The sequence below is a fragment of the Pseudomonas sp. P1.31 genome, assembly GCF_001269815.1.
Classification (GTDB): Bacteria; Pseudomonadota; Gammaproteobacteria; order Pseudomonadales; family Pseudomonadaceae; genus Aquipseudomonas; species Aquipseudomonas rustica.
In genome coordinates this window covers 1-16,181 of sequence record NZ_LHVN01000002.1, presented here as the reverse complement: position 1 = coordinate 16,181, position 16,181 = coordinate 1, and the positions used below count along the sequence as shown (strand labels likewise).

8 protein-coding genes, 3 rRNA genes and 2 pseudogenes are annotated in these 16,181 nt (G+C 58.0%); 8 read left to right on the top strand and 5 right to left on the bottom strand.

The features are described from left to right. The first annotated feature begins 701 nt into the window (after positions 1 to 701). From AD669_RS00270 to AD669_RS00255, 4 genes are read left to right on the top strand one after another with little or no spacing between them, the layout of a single operon-like run. On the top strand, positions 702 to 1,478 hold the full coding sequence (locus AD669_RS00270; protein WP_053116427.1) for a DUF3050 domain-containing protein: 777 nt from the start codon (positions 702 to 704) through the stop codon (positions 1,476 to 1,478). After that, a complete protein-coding gene (locus AD669_RS00265; protein WP_053116426.1) occupies positions 1,475 to 2,404 on the top strand; it encodes a diiron oxygenase in 930 nt (309 codons plus the stop codon). The genes AD669_RS00270 and AD669_RS00265 overlap by 4 nt, the downstream gene beginning before the upstream one ends. A gap of 10 nt (positions 2,405 to 2,414) precedes the next feature. Continuing rightward, entirely contained in the window at positions 2,415 to 5,807 is a 3,393-nt protein-coding gene (locus AD669_RS00260; protein ID WP_053116425.1) for a non-ribosomal peptide synthetase, read from the top strand. 22 nt (positions 5,808 to 5,829) lie between these two features. Continuing rightward, positions 5,830 to 6,297, top strand: a complete 468-nt coding sequence (locus tag AD669_RS00255; RefSeq protein ID WP_053116424.1) for an SRPBCC family protein — start codon at positions 5,830 to 5,832, stop codon at positions 6,295 to 6,297. 142 nt (positions 6,298 to 6,439) lie between these two features. On the opposite strand, the gene AD669_RS28925 is transcribed toward AD669_RS00255, so the two are convergent. Beyond that, positions 6,440 to 7,225, bottom strand: coding sequence for a methyl-accepting chemotaxis protein (locus AD669_RS28925; protein ID WP_371262348.1), 786 nt, complete (start codon positions 7,223 to 7,225; stop codon positions 6,440 to 6,442). Between the two features lie 69 nt (positions 7,226 to 7,294). After that, positions 7,295 to 8,320: pseudogene (locus AD669_RS28920) on the bottom strand (cache domain-containing protein); the annotation flags it as partial. Between the two features lie 360 nt (positions 8,321 to 8,680). Here AD669_RS28920 and AD669_RS00245 point away from each other — a divergent pair. The 4 genes and pseudogenes from AD669_RS00245 to AD669_RS00230 all read left to right on the top strand — a co-directional run bounded on the left by AD669_RS00245 (position 8,681) and on the right by AD669_RS00230 (position 14,031). After that, positions 8,681 to 9,181 (top strand): sigma-70 family RNA polymerase sigma factor, encoded by a 501-nt coding sequence (locus AD669_RS00245; protein WP_053116422.1) that lies wholly within the window; start codon positions 8,681 to 8,683, stop codon positions 9,179 to 9,181. Beyond that, positions 9,181 to 10,182: a FecR domain-containing protein gene (locus AD669_RS00240; protein WP_053116421.1), complete on the top strand. Its 1,002-nt coding sequence runs from the start codon at positions 9,181 to 9,183 to the stop codon at positions 10,180 to 10,182. The genes AD669_RS00245 and AD669_RS00240 overlap by 1 nt, the downstream gene beginning before the upstream one ends. A gap of 88 nt (positions 10,183 to 10,270) precedes the next feature. Further along, a complete protein-coding gene (locus AD669_RS00235; RefSeq protein WP_053116420.1) occupies positions 10,271 to 12,775 on the top strand; it encodes a TonB-dependent siderophore receptor in 2,505 nt (834 codons plus the stop codon). Between the two features lie 78 nt (positions 12,776 to 12,853). Continuing rightward, a pseudogene (locus AD669_RS00230) lies at positions 12,854 to 14,031 on the top strand (PepSY-associated TM helix domain-containing protein). A 72-nt stretch (positions 14,032 to 14,103) separates the two neighbouring features. On the opposite strand, the gene rrf (AD669_RS00225) reads toward AD669_RS00230, so the two are convergent. The 3 genes from rrf (AD669_RS00225) to AD669_RS00215 all read right to left on the bottom strand — a co-directional run. Continuing rightward, positions 14,104 to 14,219: ribosomal RNA gene (gene rrf, locus AD669_RS00225) — 5S ribosomal RNA — on the bottom strand. 105 nt (positions 14,220 to 14,324) lie between these two features. After that, a 5S ribosomal RNA gene (gene rrf, locus AD669_RS00220) occupies positions 14,325 to 14,440 on the bottom strand. Between the two features lie 170 nt (positions 14,441 to 14,610). Then, positions 14,611 to 16,181, bottom strand: a 23S ribosomal RNA gene (locus AD669_RS00215); the annotation flags it as partial.

The following is a 16,181-nucleotide window of genomic DNA, read 5'->3' as shown; positions in this document are numbered from 1 at the left end:
GTCGCGCACAAACACTGTGGCGGATCGGCGTCTTCGCTCTAACCTCCCTGCGCCTGTGCGAACGAAATTGCCACCGTGGCAATAACCAAACGGTAATAGCCGTCGCGGTCATTTACCCGCACTCTTGAATGGCCAACCCCAATAAAGAACGGGGGCGCACCGCCTGATCGGTGCAGTCCCCGCAACAGGAACCTACGGAAGGAGCCTTGTCACGGGAAAAGGAAAGTCATGGCGCCGTTTCCGGCCAACTTTCATCCCTCAAACCACACCAGTCTTTTTCATTAGAAAGTTGCTTCGAGTGAGGCATTCACTCTTGTCGATCAATTTTGGCCGTTATTGGCTGAAAGGAGTAACTACGCCCAAATAAAACTTAACCCGCAAGTTTTATCGGGGGCGCTCATATTTGAAAAATACCCAACTTAAAATAATTAAAATTACACTTGTTAAATGCTTTTGCCGTGTATTACTTTTCTCTCGCCGAGTTTGAACTTCGCTGCAAACTTCGGCACAAGCTATATGCCACACCCATGACGACAGCGGCCCTCCAGCAGGCCACAGGCTTTAATCGCCAGTACATTCAGTACAACAACTTCCGTCTGGAAGTCTTTGTCGCCGGTCGACAAGTCACATGTAAGCCTTCGCTCCACTGATTGCGCAGTTGAAACAAAAGTGCCATTCCATAATCAATGATAAAGGACATCATGATGCCCACTAAGCACCAACTCGCCCTGAAGAAAGCCGAACTTAGCATTCACCCGATCTTTTCCGAGATTACCTCGTTATCGGTCTTGCGCCGCTTTATGGAAACCCACGTGTTTGCCGTGTGGGATTTCATGTCGCTGACCAAACGCCTGCAGCAGGAACTGACCTGCACGCGTTTGCCGTGGCTACCGCCGCGTGATCCTCGTGCGGCACGGCTGATCAATGAAATCGTCCTCGGCGAAGAGTCCGACGATCGTCTGGCTCACGGTCACTACAGCCATTTCGAGTTGTACCTGGATGCAATGCGCGAAATCGGCGCGAGTACCACGGCAGTGGAGCGCTTCGTCGCGCTGCAACAGGAAGGCGTGAGCTACGACGTTGCGCTGAAAAGCATCGACGTCGATCCGGCCGCCGCGCAGTTTGTCCGCGACACCCTGCACACCGCCCTCCATGCGCCGGGGCACAGCGTTGCAGCGGCGTTTCTGCACGGTCGCGAAAGCGTGATCCCGACCATGTTCCAGCGCATCCTCGACGACTGGGGCATCGGCATCGAGCAAGCACCGACCTTCCGCTACTACCTGGAACGGCACATCGAAGTCGACTCCGAAGACCACGGCCCCGCCGCAGAGCAACTGCTCGAGCGTCTGGTCGATGGCGATCCGCAGCGCGAAGCCGAGGTCTACGCCAGCGCCGTCGCCGCTGTCGAAAGCCGCATCGCCTTGTGGGACGGCCTGCGCCTGAGCATGCGCGAACCGTTGGCGGAGGTCGCGCAATGAATGCCGCCGACTATCAATCGTTCGCCGACACTTGGGAAAGCCGCGCGACCATCCGCACCCGCCCGCGCCGCGTGCTGGAAAACGATGAGCGTCTGATCTATCCGCTCAGTCGCCAGCCGCTGGTGCTCAGCGAAACCTTCCTGCGTGAGTGCCCGCAGCAACGTGATTTTGCGTTGGTGCAGACCTTGTACAAATTCATCAACGATGTAGTGATTTTCGAGACGGAAATCGTCGACAAGACCGCGCGCAGCATCGCCAAGAATCGCTTCGCCGTGGCCTTTCCGTTCGCCTGTCGGTATGACGCGATGACCGTGGTGGTCGACGAGGATTACCACGCGTTGGTAGCGATGGATTTCATGCAGCAAACCGTGGCGATGACCGGCATCGAACCGATCCAGTTGCCCGATGAAATCGAACTCAGCCGAGCGATTCCCGCCGCCGTCGCGTTGGCCCCGGAACACCTGCGCAGCGCCGTGGAATTGATCTGCGTGGCCATCGCCGAAAACACCGTGACTGGCGACGTCGCCGCGTTCGCCCGGGACGACACGGTCAAGCCGTCGATCAAAGGCCTGATGGCCGACCACTTGCTCGATGAGGGCCGCCACTCGAGTTTCTGGGCGCGGATGGTGCGCATCTATTGGCACACCGCGAGCGACGCTGATCGCGAAACCATCGCGCAGATTCTGCCGGTGTTCATCGGCCATTACCTGACCAACGACATCCAGAAATCCTTTGATATGCGCCTGATCGATGCCCTGCCGGTCAGCCAGATCACAAGGCGATCACTCAAGGACGAAATCGCCGGGCTGGCCTTCCCAATCAATCGCCACCACCCGCTGGTGGGCAACATCGTCAAGTTCTTCCACAACAGTTCGCTGCTCGACACGCCTTGCGTGCAGCACGCCCTGCGCGACTACCTGGTTTGAGGAGGCCGACATGAAACGTCTCGACATTTTGCTGATTGGCGCCAGCCAGGCCATGACCGACCTGGCGCAGGAACTGGAACAACACGGTCACGCATTGACGCGCAGCGGCGCCGCACAATCGACGGTGGATTTGATCATCGACGATGGCTTTATCGGCGCCGGTGATTTCTGCGCGATCCCGCATTTGCATCTGCGCTTAGGTATTGGAGCGCAAAGCGCTGCGGGTTTGCCGACACTCGATTTGCTGTGCTTTCTCGGCTCGTCTTTGATCAGCCGTGTGCCGATTGGTGATGAGCCATCCGGCAACGGCCAGACATTGCGCCAGCGGGTGCTCACGCATGTGGTGGACGAAGTGGCGTTGCTGGTCAGCCGCTTCTCCCGCGATGCGGACTATCTGCAGCAGGCCTCAACGGTGACTGCGCCAGATTTCGAGCGGATGGAAAACCTGCTGTTTCTCGACAGCCTGGCCTACGTCCATCGCCTCAACCACACGGCGAATCCAGCACTGCTGAAACAGGCGCAAATCCCGCTGATCGAGCGGCTGCAACAGAGCCTGATCGAGCATGCCGAACGTCCGGCGCTGCACCTCGGCGAACGTTCCATCAGCTACCGCCAATTGCACGCCCACAGCCGCGCAATTCAACAGCGTTTGCTGCCGATTCTTGAGCAGCATTCACAGCCGTGGGTGGTCGGTATCTGTCTGCCGAAGAGCCCGGCGCTGTTCGCTTCAATTCTGGCGATTCTCGGCAGCGGTGCGGTGTATCTGCCGCTGGAGCCGAGCCATCCGCTGCAGCGCCAGCAATACATCCTGCACAACGCCGGAGCGCTGCTGTTGCTGCATGACGGCGAGCATCCGCTCAGCGCAACCATGGCAGGGCTGGACGTCAGTCGCATCGACAGCGCCCAAGCAGATCTCAGCCAAGCGTTGATGCGACAGCGCCCCGCACTCGATGCGCCCTGCATGGCGCTCTACACCTCGGGCACCACCGGGCATCCGAAAGGCGTATTGCTCAGTCAGCACAACCTCGCGCACTTCACCGCGTGGTACGCCGACTACGTGCAATTGCACGCCGAGAGTCGGGTGTTGCAGTTCTCTTCACTGAGTTTCGATTCGTCGCTGATCGACATCTTCCCGACCTTGCTCACAGGCGCCGAACTGGTGGTGCCGGACGACACGCAACGCCGCGATCCGCTGCAACTGGTCGCACTGATCCGTCGCCGACAACTGACCCACGCCTTCCTGCCGCCAGCGCTGTTGAGCATCCTGCCGCTGGAACAATTGGAAGGCGTGCAAGTGATGACCGGCGGCGATGTCTGCGAGCCGTTCGTCATTGAACAACTGACTCGCCAGGGCACGCTGCACAACCTCTACGGCCCGACCGAAGCCACGGTGTTGATCACTGCGCGACAACTCACACCCGGCGACAGCAACCGCAGCCTCGGCGCGCCGATTGCCAACAGCCAAGTGCTGATTCTCGATGACGATCTGCAACCGGTGCCCGAGCACACCGTCGGCGAGTTGTTCATCGTTGGCCCCGGCGTTTGCCTCGGCTATCTGAACAATCCGCAGCAGACTGCCGAGCGTTATCTGAACCTGCAATTGCCCGATGGCGAAACCCTGCGCGCTTACCGCAGCGGCGACATGGCCAAGTGGAGCGAGCACGGCATCGAGCTGTGCGGGCGTCGCGATAATCAGGTGAAGATTCGTGGTTTCCGGGTCGAGCCGGAAGAGATCGAACGCTGCCTGCGCGAGAGCCAGCTGTATCGACAAATAGCCGTGGTGATTGATCCGCAGCGGCGGATTCTGGCGTTCCTCGCCCAGCCACAATCCGACGATTCCCGCGATGCACTGAAAGCCCACGCCCAGCAGTTTTTGCCGGACTACATGCAACCGGTGGCGTGGACTGAACTGCCGAGCATGCCGTTCGCCAGCAACGGCAAAGTCGACCGCAAAGCGCTGCTGGAATTGCCGGTGAGCGTGCAGGACAACGGCCCGAAATGTCTGCCGGCGAATGCTGATGAAGCGTTGTTGCTGGAGATCTGGGCCGAGTTGTTGGAGCTGCCTGTTAGCGATATCTCCACCGACGAAAGCTTTTTCAATCTCGGCGGCCATTCGATTCTGTTGTCGCGGATGTTGCTGCGCTTGCGTGAGGAGTTCGGTCGCAGCATCTCGATCAATCGCTTCATCGAACTGCCGACCATCATCAAACTCGCGACGCTGGTGCGCGGCACCGATGACAGCGCCGTGCTCAGCGCCCAAGCCATGGCCGACGCCGAGCGCACGCTGGATATCGAACCGCTGCCGATCAGCCGCATGGGCGATGTGCACAAGGTTATCGTTACCGGCGCCAACAGTTTTGTCGGTGTGCACATCGTCGAGGCGCTGCTCGGTTGGGGCGCCAGCGAGGTCGCGTGTCTGGTGCGTGACGGCGGCGGGCAAACGGCAGTGCAGCGCTTTGCGCAGTCACTGCGCGAAAACCGTCTGGAGCATCTGGATCTGACTCGGGTGCGGGTTTACGCGGCAGATATCACTCGCCCGCAATTGGGCTTGGCCGACGACGATTATCAGCGTCTCGATCGCGAGTTCGGCGCGCTGGTGCACAACGCCGCCAACGTCAATCACGTGCTCGACTACGAGTCACTGGCGGCGGACAACGTCGAGCCGATTTTCGCCCTGCTGCGCCTGTGCGAAGGGCAGAGCAAAAAGGTCTTCAATTTTGTCTCGACGCTGTCGGCGTCCAGCACCGTCGACGACGCCGGCCAGGTGCTGGAATTGCCCGCCGCACTGACGCCACCGATCTACATTCGCAACGGCTACAACCTGTCGAAGTGGGTCGGCGAACGCATCCTCGAACGCGCGCGGGAACGCGGCGTACGGGTCAATCTGTATCGACCCGGCAACATCAGTTTCAACAGCCTGAGCGGCGTGTGTCAGCCGCACAAAAACCGTTTGATGCTGATGCTCAAAGGTTCGATTCAGCTCGGCCAGGTGCCGGCCTTCGCGTTGAATTTCGACCTGATGCCGGTGGACTTTCTCGCGCGATTTATCGCCTTCCATGCCAGCCGATATTCGCCCGATCACGCGGTGTTCAACCTGCATAACCCCGAACCGCTGAGTTGGGATGCCTACGTTGCTTCCTTCCGCGAAACCGGCAGCGAATTCTCACTGGTCAGCGTCGCCGACTGGCAGCAGCAACTCGGCCGCGTCGACGCCGATAACGCGCTGTTCGGCGTGCTCGGTTTCTACCTCAACGGCTTTGAAGAAGACATCGGCGACATCTCCCTGATCGGCCACGCCAACGCTGAAGCCGGCGTGCAGCAGATGGGCGCGCACTACCCGCAGAAGTCCCCGGCGCTGCTGCGTCGCGGCTGCGCTTACCTGAAAGAAATCAACTTCATCTGATCCAACAATAAGGAGCAACACCATGAGCACTCTGCAACCCGACACCCTGATCAAAAACCCCCATGGCTGCCACGTTGTGTCTTCGGTGGAAGTGCCGGTCGACGCGGCGCAGGTCTGGGCGGTGGTCGGCAATTTCGGCGGTTTCGACCGTTTCATTCCGGCGCTGTCGCACATCGAAATGACCGGCGAGGGCGTGTCCTCGCTGCGCAAGAAATTTTTCAAGGATGGCAACGTGGTGGTCGAGCAACTCAACTCCCGCGACGACCAGGCGCTGAGCATGACCTGGACGACGATTTACAACACGCTGGGCGTGGCGAATCTGTGGGCGGCGATGAATGTGGAAGCGCTGGGCACGGGCAAATCCCGCGCGACGTGGACGATCATTGCCGAGCCTGCCGGCGGTGGCGAAGAGGCGCTGCCGGGGTTCAGGGATTTTGTGCAGGGGTTTGCCGATGATGCGATGGGGAATGTTTTGAGGCTGTTTGTTTAAGGCTTTAGCTTTGCGGTGAGTTTTAGACCGCTATCGCGAGCAGGCTCACTCCTACAGTTGATCGCATTTCTCCAGAAGGAACGCGATTTATTTGTAGGAGTGAGCCTGCTCGCGATGAACGATAACTCGGTCTGACGTGCGGTCAGATTTTGAAACTGTCGACCAACTGCTTCAACCGATTCGCCTGCTGCGACAACGCATCGCAATCCTTCAACGTTTCATTGAGGTTGGCCACGCTCTGCTGGTTCAGCATATTGATCTGGTTAACGTCGACATTGAGGGTTTCCACCACCGCTGTCTGCTCTTCCGTCGCCGCTGCCACCGACTGGTTCATGCCGTCGATTTCACCGATGCGCTGGGTCACGCTGACCAGACGCAAACCGGCCTGATTGGCCACTTCGACGCTCTGCTCACTCGACGCTTGACTGGCGTTCATCGTGCTCACCGCTTCACGCGAACCGACTTGCAAGGAAGTGATCATTTTGTGGATCTCTTCCGCCGATTCCTGGGTGCGATGGGCCAGGTTACGCACCTCATCCGCGACCACGGCAAAACCACGCCCGGCCTCACCGGCACGCGCCGCTTCAATCGCCGCGTTCAGCGCCAACAGGTTGGTCTGCTGCGAGATGCCTTTGATCACATCGAGGATGTGGCCGATGTTGTCGGTACTCGCATTCAGGGTTTCGATCTGCGTGCACGACAGGCTGATTTTCTGCGACAACTCGGTCATCGCCAGAATGGTTTGTTCCACCACCTGACGACCATCGTCGGCCTGCTCGCTCGCGCCGCTGGCGTGCTGCGAAGCATCGGCGGCATTGCGCGCGATTTCCTGCGTGGCGGCGCCCAATTCGTTGATCGCCGCCGCGACGCTGTTGGTGCGCGCACTTTGTTCGTCGGAACCGACGATCGAGGCATTGGACGACGCCATCACTCGTTGCGACAAGTCATGCACCTGACGCGTTGCCGAGGACACTTCGGAAATCGACGCGTGAATGCGTTCAACGAACTGGTTGAAGGCGCTGCCCAGTTCGCCGAATTCGTCTTTGCTCTCTACGACCAAACGACGGGTCAGATCACCCTCGCCCTGCGCAATGTCCTGCATCGCACGGCCCATGGTGGTCAGCGGACGCATCAACACGTTGATCAGCAGGCTCAGCAGCAAGGCAATCGCGCCCACGGCTACGAACATCGCGATCAGCGCCGAGGTGCGGAATTGGCTGAGTGCGGCGTAGGCTTTGTCGCGATCGATCGACAGACCGATGTACCACTGCGCATTTGGCAGGTCGCTGACCGGGGTGAACGACAGAATGCGTTCCTCGCCGTTGAGCAGCACATTCTGGTTGCCCTTTTCGATGCGCACGTTGCTGTTCGGGTAGATGTCCTTGAGGTTTTTCATCACCTGATCTTTGTCCGGGCTGACGATCACCTGACCGTCAGCGCTGACCAGAAACGCATGGCCGAGGCCACCGAAGTCCACCGAGTTGATGATCTTCACCAGGGTTTCCAGGCTCAAGTCACCGCCGACCACACCGAGTAATTCGCCGTTGTGTTTCACCGGCATGGCGATGGTCACCACCAGGCCACCGACAGCGGCCATGTACGGCGGGGTGAGCATGGTTTTATCGGTGGCGACCGCTTGTTTGTACCAAGGGCGCTGACGCGGATCGTAACCGTCCGGCATCTTCGCGTCAGGGCGCTGGGTGAAGACACCGTTGGCCTGACCGACGTAGGTGAACTGGAAGTTCTGGGTGAAGGCCGGTTGATCGACCAGACCCGGCAAGTCGGCGTCTTTGCCTTGATGGGCGACATTCTGCGCGAGGTTTTCCAGCACCAGAATCCGCCCGCTCATCCAGTTCTGCACGCTGCTGGCGGTCAGATCGCCGGCCTGCTGTACGGAGGATTGGAGGTTCTGGCGAATGGTGTTTCGCTGCAGATAATCGTTGTAGAGGGTGAATAACGCGAAAGCCAGGACCACGACGCCCGAGGCGGCCAACAAAATTTTATGGCTGAACTTGAGATTCATTTCATGGGACTTCTTATGCCGAAGGTGGGGATGCGTTCCAGATGCAACATTCCATGTAGCTCCGATGTTCAGTAGCGCTGAGGGTCAGCCGCTCTGATTTCCAGTGACGGGTAGGCAACGTTCTGCCGGTCGCTCTACTTTGGTGCACGCATGTCTCACCAGTCTGTCGGCACGTGAAGGAGAAATCTTAGGGTTGCGTGGGAAATGGCCGGCTTTTGCCTCGGATTCCCGCCGAACGGCGTGCTAGAGCCTGCGCAGCAAAATTTTTTAGGACGGATGTTCGAGCGGCGGTTGCAAAACCTGTAACCCTTGATAACAATGCGACTAATTATCATTTGTGACGTTTTGGCAGCCGCGTTCATGTCCTCACCCGAGTTCGCCGTTCAGGCGCTTTACAGTAGTCATCACGGCTGGCTCAACGCTTGGCTGCGCGCGCGGCTGGGCAACGCGGCGGATGCGGCGGATCTGGCGCAGGACACTTTCGTGCGCCTGCTGCAACGCACCGAACGCCTCGAACTGAAAGCACCCCGCGCCTTTTTGCGCACCATCGCCCGTGGTCTGGTGATCGACCATTGGCGCCGCGAGGAAATCGAACGCGCCTACCTGGAAACCATCGCCCATCTGCCCGAAGCCGAAACGCCGAGTGCCGAAGCCCGTGCGCTAGTGATCGAATTGCTCGAAAGCATTGCGCGCATGCTTGAAGGATTGAAGCCGAGAGTGCGTCAGGCATTTCTCCTGGCGCAGTGCGATGGTTTGACCCACAAGCAGATCGCCGAGCAGATGGGTTTGTCGCTGCGCTCGGTGGAACGCTACGTCGCCGATGCGCTGTATCACTGCTACGTGCTGCGGTACGAAAGCTGATGGCTGTGGATAACTTGTCCCTCGGCCGTCGCGCCGAACCTCCGCAAAAAGCAGTGAAGCAAGCCATTCACTGGCTGCTGCGTCTGCGTAATAACCATGGCAATGCGCGCCTGAATCGCCAGTGCGAACAGTGGCGCGCCGAGCATCATGAACATGAATTGGCCTGGCAACGCGTGCAGTCGCTGCACGCCGAGTTGAGCAACAACCTGCGCGCGGTGCCGGGCGCACAAGTGGCATTCAATACCCTGGAGAACAGCGCGCAGGGACTGAATCGTCGGCAGGCGTTGAAGCTGTTGTCTGGCGCAGTGTTGATGGGCTCCGCCGCATGGTTGGCCAAAGACACGGCCGCGTGGCAGCAATGGAGCGCCGATTACGCCACGGCCACCGGCGAGCGGCGTGGTTTCCAGTTGCCGGACGGCACGCGGATCGAGCTCAATACCGCCAGCGCGGTGGATCTGGATTACACCGCGCAACAACGGCTGATCAGACTGACGCGCGGCGAAATCATCGTCACCTGTGGTGGTGCCGATGAAGGCGCTGACTTCGAGCGGCCACTGCGCGTGCAAAGTCGTGACGGATCCTACGAGCCGCAGAATGCGCGGTTCATCCTGCGTCAGGACAGCGATTGCACGCGGCTGAGCGTCACCCACGGGCAGGTGGCCATTCATTCTGCCGGGACTGTTATCGAAGCGCTGGCCGGACAGAGTTATCTGATCGATCCCTATCAAGTGCGTCCGGCACCGGCGCTGGATATGGATGCGGGCGCGTGGGTCGACGGCTTGATCGTCACGCGCAATATGCGTCTGGGCGATTTCCTCAAGGAAGTCGGCCGCTATCGTCAGGGTTTTCTGAATTGCGCATCAGAGGTTTCCGACTTGCGCCTGTCCGGCGTGTTCCGCCTCGAAGACACCGACAAGTTGCTGGCCATCCTGCCGCAGACCTTGCCGGTGCAGTTGCGCTATCGCACACGCTGGTGGGTGACCCTGGAACGTGTGGTCTGAAATTATTTTGGCGGGTTTTTGTGGCAAGTCCGGCTTAGTCAGTAAGCACTTCAATTCAAGCGTTTGCGACTTCCTACGGAAACCTACAATGACTGTCCGCGCCACCTGTAAGAACCCTCTGAATTTCACCTGCGAATCGGGCCGGTTGCGCCACGCCATTCGGGCGGCGCTGTTTTCCACCGCGCTGGGCGTCGCTGTGCTGCCAAGCGTCAGCGTGGCGGCCGACACCGTTAACAGTGAAGTCGGCCAGCGCTACAACGTCGCTGCCGGGCCGTTGGGCGAAGCGCTGAATCAGTTCGCACGCCAGGCCGGCATCACCTTGTCGATGACGCCGCAGCAAACTCAGGGCCGGCAATCGCCGGGTGTACAGGGTGAATATTCGACTGATCAGGCGCTGAGCCATTTGCTTGGCGGATCCGGTCTGGAAGCGGTCAGTCAGGATGGCAGCAGCTACGTCCTGCGCCCGATCGCCGAGACCGAAGCACTGGCCCTGCCGACCACCGACATCAAAGGCTTCGCCCTCGGCAACGCGCTAGGCAGCATGGACGGCTACAACGCCACGCACAGCCAGATCGCCACCAAAACCAGTACCGCATTGCTGGAAACCTCGCAGAGCGTGTCGGTAGTCACTCGCGAGCAAATGGACGACCAAGGTTCGCAAACCGTCTCGCAAACCATGCGCTACACCCCGGGTGTGCTGACCAATCCGTATGGCGCGACCCATCGTTATGACTACGTGGCGATGCGCGGCTTCAACGACGGCTCCGTGGATAACATTTACCTCGACGGCCTCAAGTCGATGGGCGACAGCGGCACTTACAGCACCATGCAGGTCGACCCGTATTTCCTGGAACGCGTGGACATTCTCAAGGGGCCGTCGTCGGTTCTGTACGGCCGCAGTTCGCCGGGCGGCCTGGTGGCACTGACCAGTAAAAAGCCGCTCTACGAGGCTTATCATCAGGTGCAAGCCACCGTCGGTACGCAAGGTCAGCGCGGGGTCGGTTTTGACTTCAGCGGCCCGGTCGATGACGACAAGCGCATTGCCTATCGTCTGATCGGGTTAACGGATCAGTCCGACACGCAGTTCGACCACAACAAGGAAAAACGCTTCGCTCTGTCGCCAACCGTCAGCATCGATTTCAATGAAGATACGTCGCTGACTTTGCAGGCGTATCTGCAACACGATCCGGATGGCGGCTACCACGGCGGCGTGCCGGCGGACGGCACGATCCATCAGCGCAACGGCAACCGGATCTCCCCGCACTTCTTTGAGGGCGAGCCGGGGATCGACGGTTACTCGCGTGATCAGCAGTCGTTCGGTTATCAGTTCGAACATCGCTTCAATGATGTCTTCACCGCGCGACAGAACTTCCGCTACCTCGATTCGAAAGTGAACATGGATCAGGTCTACGCCTATGGCTGGACTACGCCGACCAGCAACGAGCTGAACCGCTACTACACCGGCGGTGATGAGCGTCTGCATGCGTTCATCGTCGACAACATGCTTCAGGCGGAATTTTTCACCGGCGCGACCAAGCACACCGTGTTGATGGGTGCGGATTACCAGCGGCGTAAAACTGTGGTCGACTGGACCAGCGGCGGTCTCGCGCCGATCAATGCGTTCAACCCGGTGTACGGCAACTCGGCGATCGATATGTACGGCGAGACCAGCTATCTGCGTCGTCTGGAGCAGACCGGCGTATACCTGCAAGACCTGATCGAGATGGATAAATGGCGCTTCTCGCTGGGCTTGCGACAGGATTGGGTCGAGACCTCTGATGAGAACCGCATCGCTGAAGCGGGGCGTCCGGAAGGTACAGAGATCAACGACCGACGCACCAAACTGACCGGCCGCGCGGGTGCGTTGTACCTGTTCGATAACGGTCTGGCGCCTTACGTCAGTTACTCGGAATCGTTTAACCCGAACTCCTATGCCGACAGCGCCGGTAATCCGTTGGCGCCAACCGATGGCACGCAGTGGGAAGTCGGTTTGAAGTACCAACCGCCGGGCACTGACAACCTGTTCACCGCGTCGCTGTTCCGCATCGACCAGGAGAACCTGGCGACCAAACTGCCGCAGGAAAACTTCTACCGCGCTGTAGGCGCTGTCCGCTCGCAAGGTCTGGAGCTGGAAGCGCACATGCAACTGACCGAGAACCTAAAAGTGCTCGGCAGCTACACCTTCACCGACATCGAATATTCGAAGTCGATGGTCAGCACCTTGAGCACGCCGACCGATGTGATCGAGAACAAAGGCAACTCGCCAACACAGGCGCCGCGACACATGGCGTCGTTGTGGGCTGACTACAAGTTCGACAGCGCAGCGCTCGATGGCCTGCGTCTGGGCGGTGGTGTGCGTTATGTCGGTTACAGCTGGGCGGATGCGGAAAACACCTTGAAGGTGCCGTCCTACACACTCTTCGACGCCTCGATCGGATATGACCTGGGCAAGGTTGGCTTGAAGGGCGTCGACGTACGCCTGAACGCGAACAATCTGACCAACGAGTCCTACGTCGCTTCCTGCGCCAGTCTGAACTTCTGCTACATGGGCGAAGAGCGCAACGTCGCGGCGACGGTCAGCTACCAGTTCTAAGTCATTTGTCTCGTGCATAAGAAAGCCAGCCCCTGAAATTCAGGGGCTGGCTTTGTCGTTTCAGTGGGGAAAATTTTCATGCGTGCGTTTCTGGTTTTGTTGCATCGCTATGTCGGTTTGGCCACGGCAGTGTTCCTGCTGCTGGCCGGGATTACCGGAAGCATTCTGGCGTTCAACCATGAGCTGGATGAGTGGTTGAACCCGCAGTTTTATTCGGCGTCTGCCGAGGGTTCGCGATTGCCGCCGGGCGAGCTGGTTGATGCGGTGCAATCTGCGCATCCGAAGCTGCAGGTCTGGTACATGGAGTATCCGCATGAGGCCGGGCATACCGCGCTAATGGCGGCGGTGCCACGTAACATCCGGCGACGGGCAAGCCGTTCGATGAGCGCAATCAAGTGTTCTATCTCGATCCGGTAAATGCTCAGCAAACGGGTCAGCGCTACTGGGGAGAGTGCTGTTTTCAGCGGGAGAATTTCGTCCCGTTCATTCTCGAATTCCATTACAACCTGACGCTGCCAGGCAACTGGGGACTGTGGTTGATGGGCCTGGTGGCAATCGCGTGGGTGATCGATTGTTTTGTGGCGCTGTGGCTGACGTTGCCGCGTGGCAAGCCGTTCTGGAAGAAGTGGTCGACGGCCTGGAAGGTCAAGGGCGGGCATGCCTATCGGCTTAACTTCGATCTGCATCGCGCGGGTGGATTATGGCTGTGGCTGTTGTTGCTGCCGATCGCGGTAAGTAGCGTGGCCATGAACTTGCCGAGTCAGGTGTTCAAGCCTACGGTGTCGCTGTTTTCACCGATTGAGCCGAGCGTCTACGAGGCGCGAGGACGAATGCCTTCCTCAGAGTTGGGGGTGACTCGATTGAGTTATCAACAGGCGTACGAGAGGGCATTGGAAGAGGGGAAAAGGTTAGGGCTGACAGCAGAAATCGGGGAGATGTATTACAGCTTTGAGTACAACTTCTACGGCGCAGGATTCGGGCAGCATGACACTGAAGCACATGGTAAGTCCTGGCTGTTCTTTCACGGTACCGATGGGCGATTGTTAGGTCAGGAGATCGCGGGACAGGGGACGTTAGGTGAACAGTTTTACCGGTTGCAGTTACCGATACACGGTGGACGGATCATTGGTGTAACGGGGCAAGTAATGATCGCGGTGTTAGGTGTTTTGATTGCGGGGTTGTCAGGGACTGGCGTCTACATCTGGTGGCGCAAATGGCAGGCTCGACGTATCAGCAAGGCACGTAAAGCGGTTTGATCATTGGATTGTGCAGACCCTGAAATGACAAAACCCCTGTCTGCGTTAGCAGACAGGGGTTTCGGAATTTAATCTTGACGATGACCTACTCTCACATGGGGAAACCCCACACTACCATCGGCGATGCATCGTTTCACTACTGAGTTCGGGATGGGATCAGGTGGTTCCAACGCTCTATGGTCGTCAAGAAATTCTTTATCTGGCCCGTCAACACGGTAACAAGCCAGCAAAAACAGATACTTCTACTAAAACAAAACCCCAACTGCTTTCGCAATTGGGGTTTCGGAATTTAATCTTGACAATGACCTACTCTCACATGGGGAAACCCCACACTACCATCGGCGATGCATCGTTTCACTGCTGAGTTCGGGATGGGATCAGGTGGTTCCAACGCTCTATGGTCGTCAAGAAATTCGGGTACTGAGTCGTGGCCAGTTGGCCTCGCTTCAGCAAATTGGGTATGTGACAGCTTTCGGTGTTTGTGAACATCGAACTTTCGGTTCGTTTCGTCTTCACACACCGCAATCTGGTGCTCTTTCGCTTTTCAGCTTCGAAGCAAGCAAATTGCTTGGGTGTTATATGGTCAAGCCTCACGGGCAATTAGTATTGGTTAGCTCAACGCCTCACAGCGCTTACACACCCAACCTATCAACGTCGTAGTCTTCGACGGCCCTTCAGGGAACTCAAGGTTCCAGTGAGATCTCATCTTGAGGCTAGTTTCCCGCTTAGATGCTTTCAGCGGTTATCTATTCCGAACATAGCTACCCGGCAATGCCACTGGCGTGACAACCGGAACACCAGAGGTTCGTCCACTCCGGTCCTCTCGTACTAGGAGCAGCCCCTCTCAAATCTCAAACGTCCACGGCAGATAGGGACCGAACTGTCTCACGACGTTCTAAACCCAGCTCGCGTACCACTTTAAATGGCGAACAGCCATACCCTTGGGACCGGCTTCAGCCCCAGGATGTGATGAGCCGACATCGAGGTGCCAAACACCGCCGTCGATATGAACTCTTGGGCGGTATCAGCCTGTTATCCCCGGAGTACCTTTTATCCGTTGAGCGATGGCCCTTCCATACAGAACCACCGGATCACTAAGACCTACTTTCGTACCTGCTCGACGTGTCTGTCTCGCAGTCAAGCGCGCTTTTGCCTTTATACTCTACGACCGATTTCCGACCGGTCTGAGCGCACCTTCGTACTCCTCCGTTACTCTTTAGGAGGAGACCGCCCCAGTCAAACTACCCACCATACACTGTCCTCGATCCGGATAACGGACCTGAGTTAGAACCTCAAAGTTGCCAGGGTGGTATTTCAAGGTTGGCTCCACGCGAACTGGCGTCCACGCTTCAAAGCCTCCCACCTATCCTACACAAGCAAATTCAAAGTCCAGTGCAAAGCTATAGTAAAGGTTCACGGGGTCTTTCCGTCTAGCCGCGGATACACTGCATCTTCACAGCGATTTCAATTTCACTGAGTCTCGGGTGGAGACAGCGCCGCCATCGTTACGCCATTCGTGCAGGTCGGAACTTACCCGACAAGGAATTTCGCTACCTTAGGACCGTTATAGTTACGGCCGCCGTTTACCGGGGCTTCGATCAAGAGCTTCGCGTTAGCTAACCCCATCAATTAACCTTCCGGCACCGGGCAGGCGTCACACCCTATACGTCCACTTTCGTGTTTGCAGAGTGCTGTGTTTTTAATAAACAGTCGCAGCGGCCTGGTATCTTCGACCGGCATGAGCTTACGGAGCAAGTCCTTCACCCTCACCGGCGCACCTTCTCCCGAAGTTACGGTGCCATTTTGCCTAGTTCCTTCACCCGAGTTCTCTCAAGCGCCTTGGTATTCTCTACCCAACCACCTGTGTCGGTTTGGGGTACGGTTCCTGGTTACCTGAAGCTTAGAAGCTTTTCTTGGAAGCATGGCATCAACCACTTCGTGTTCTAAAAGAACACTCGTCATCAGCTCTCGGCCTTAAGATCCCGGATTTACCTAAGATCTCAGCCTACCACCTTAAACTTGGACAACCAACGCCAAGCTGGCCTAGCCTTCTCCGTCCCTCCATCGCAATAACCAGAAGTACAGGAATATTAACCTGTTTTCCATCGACTACGCTTTTCAGCCTCGCCTTAGGGACCGACTAACCCTGC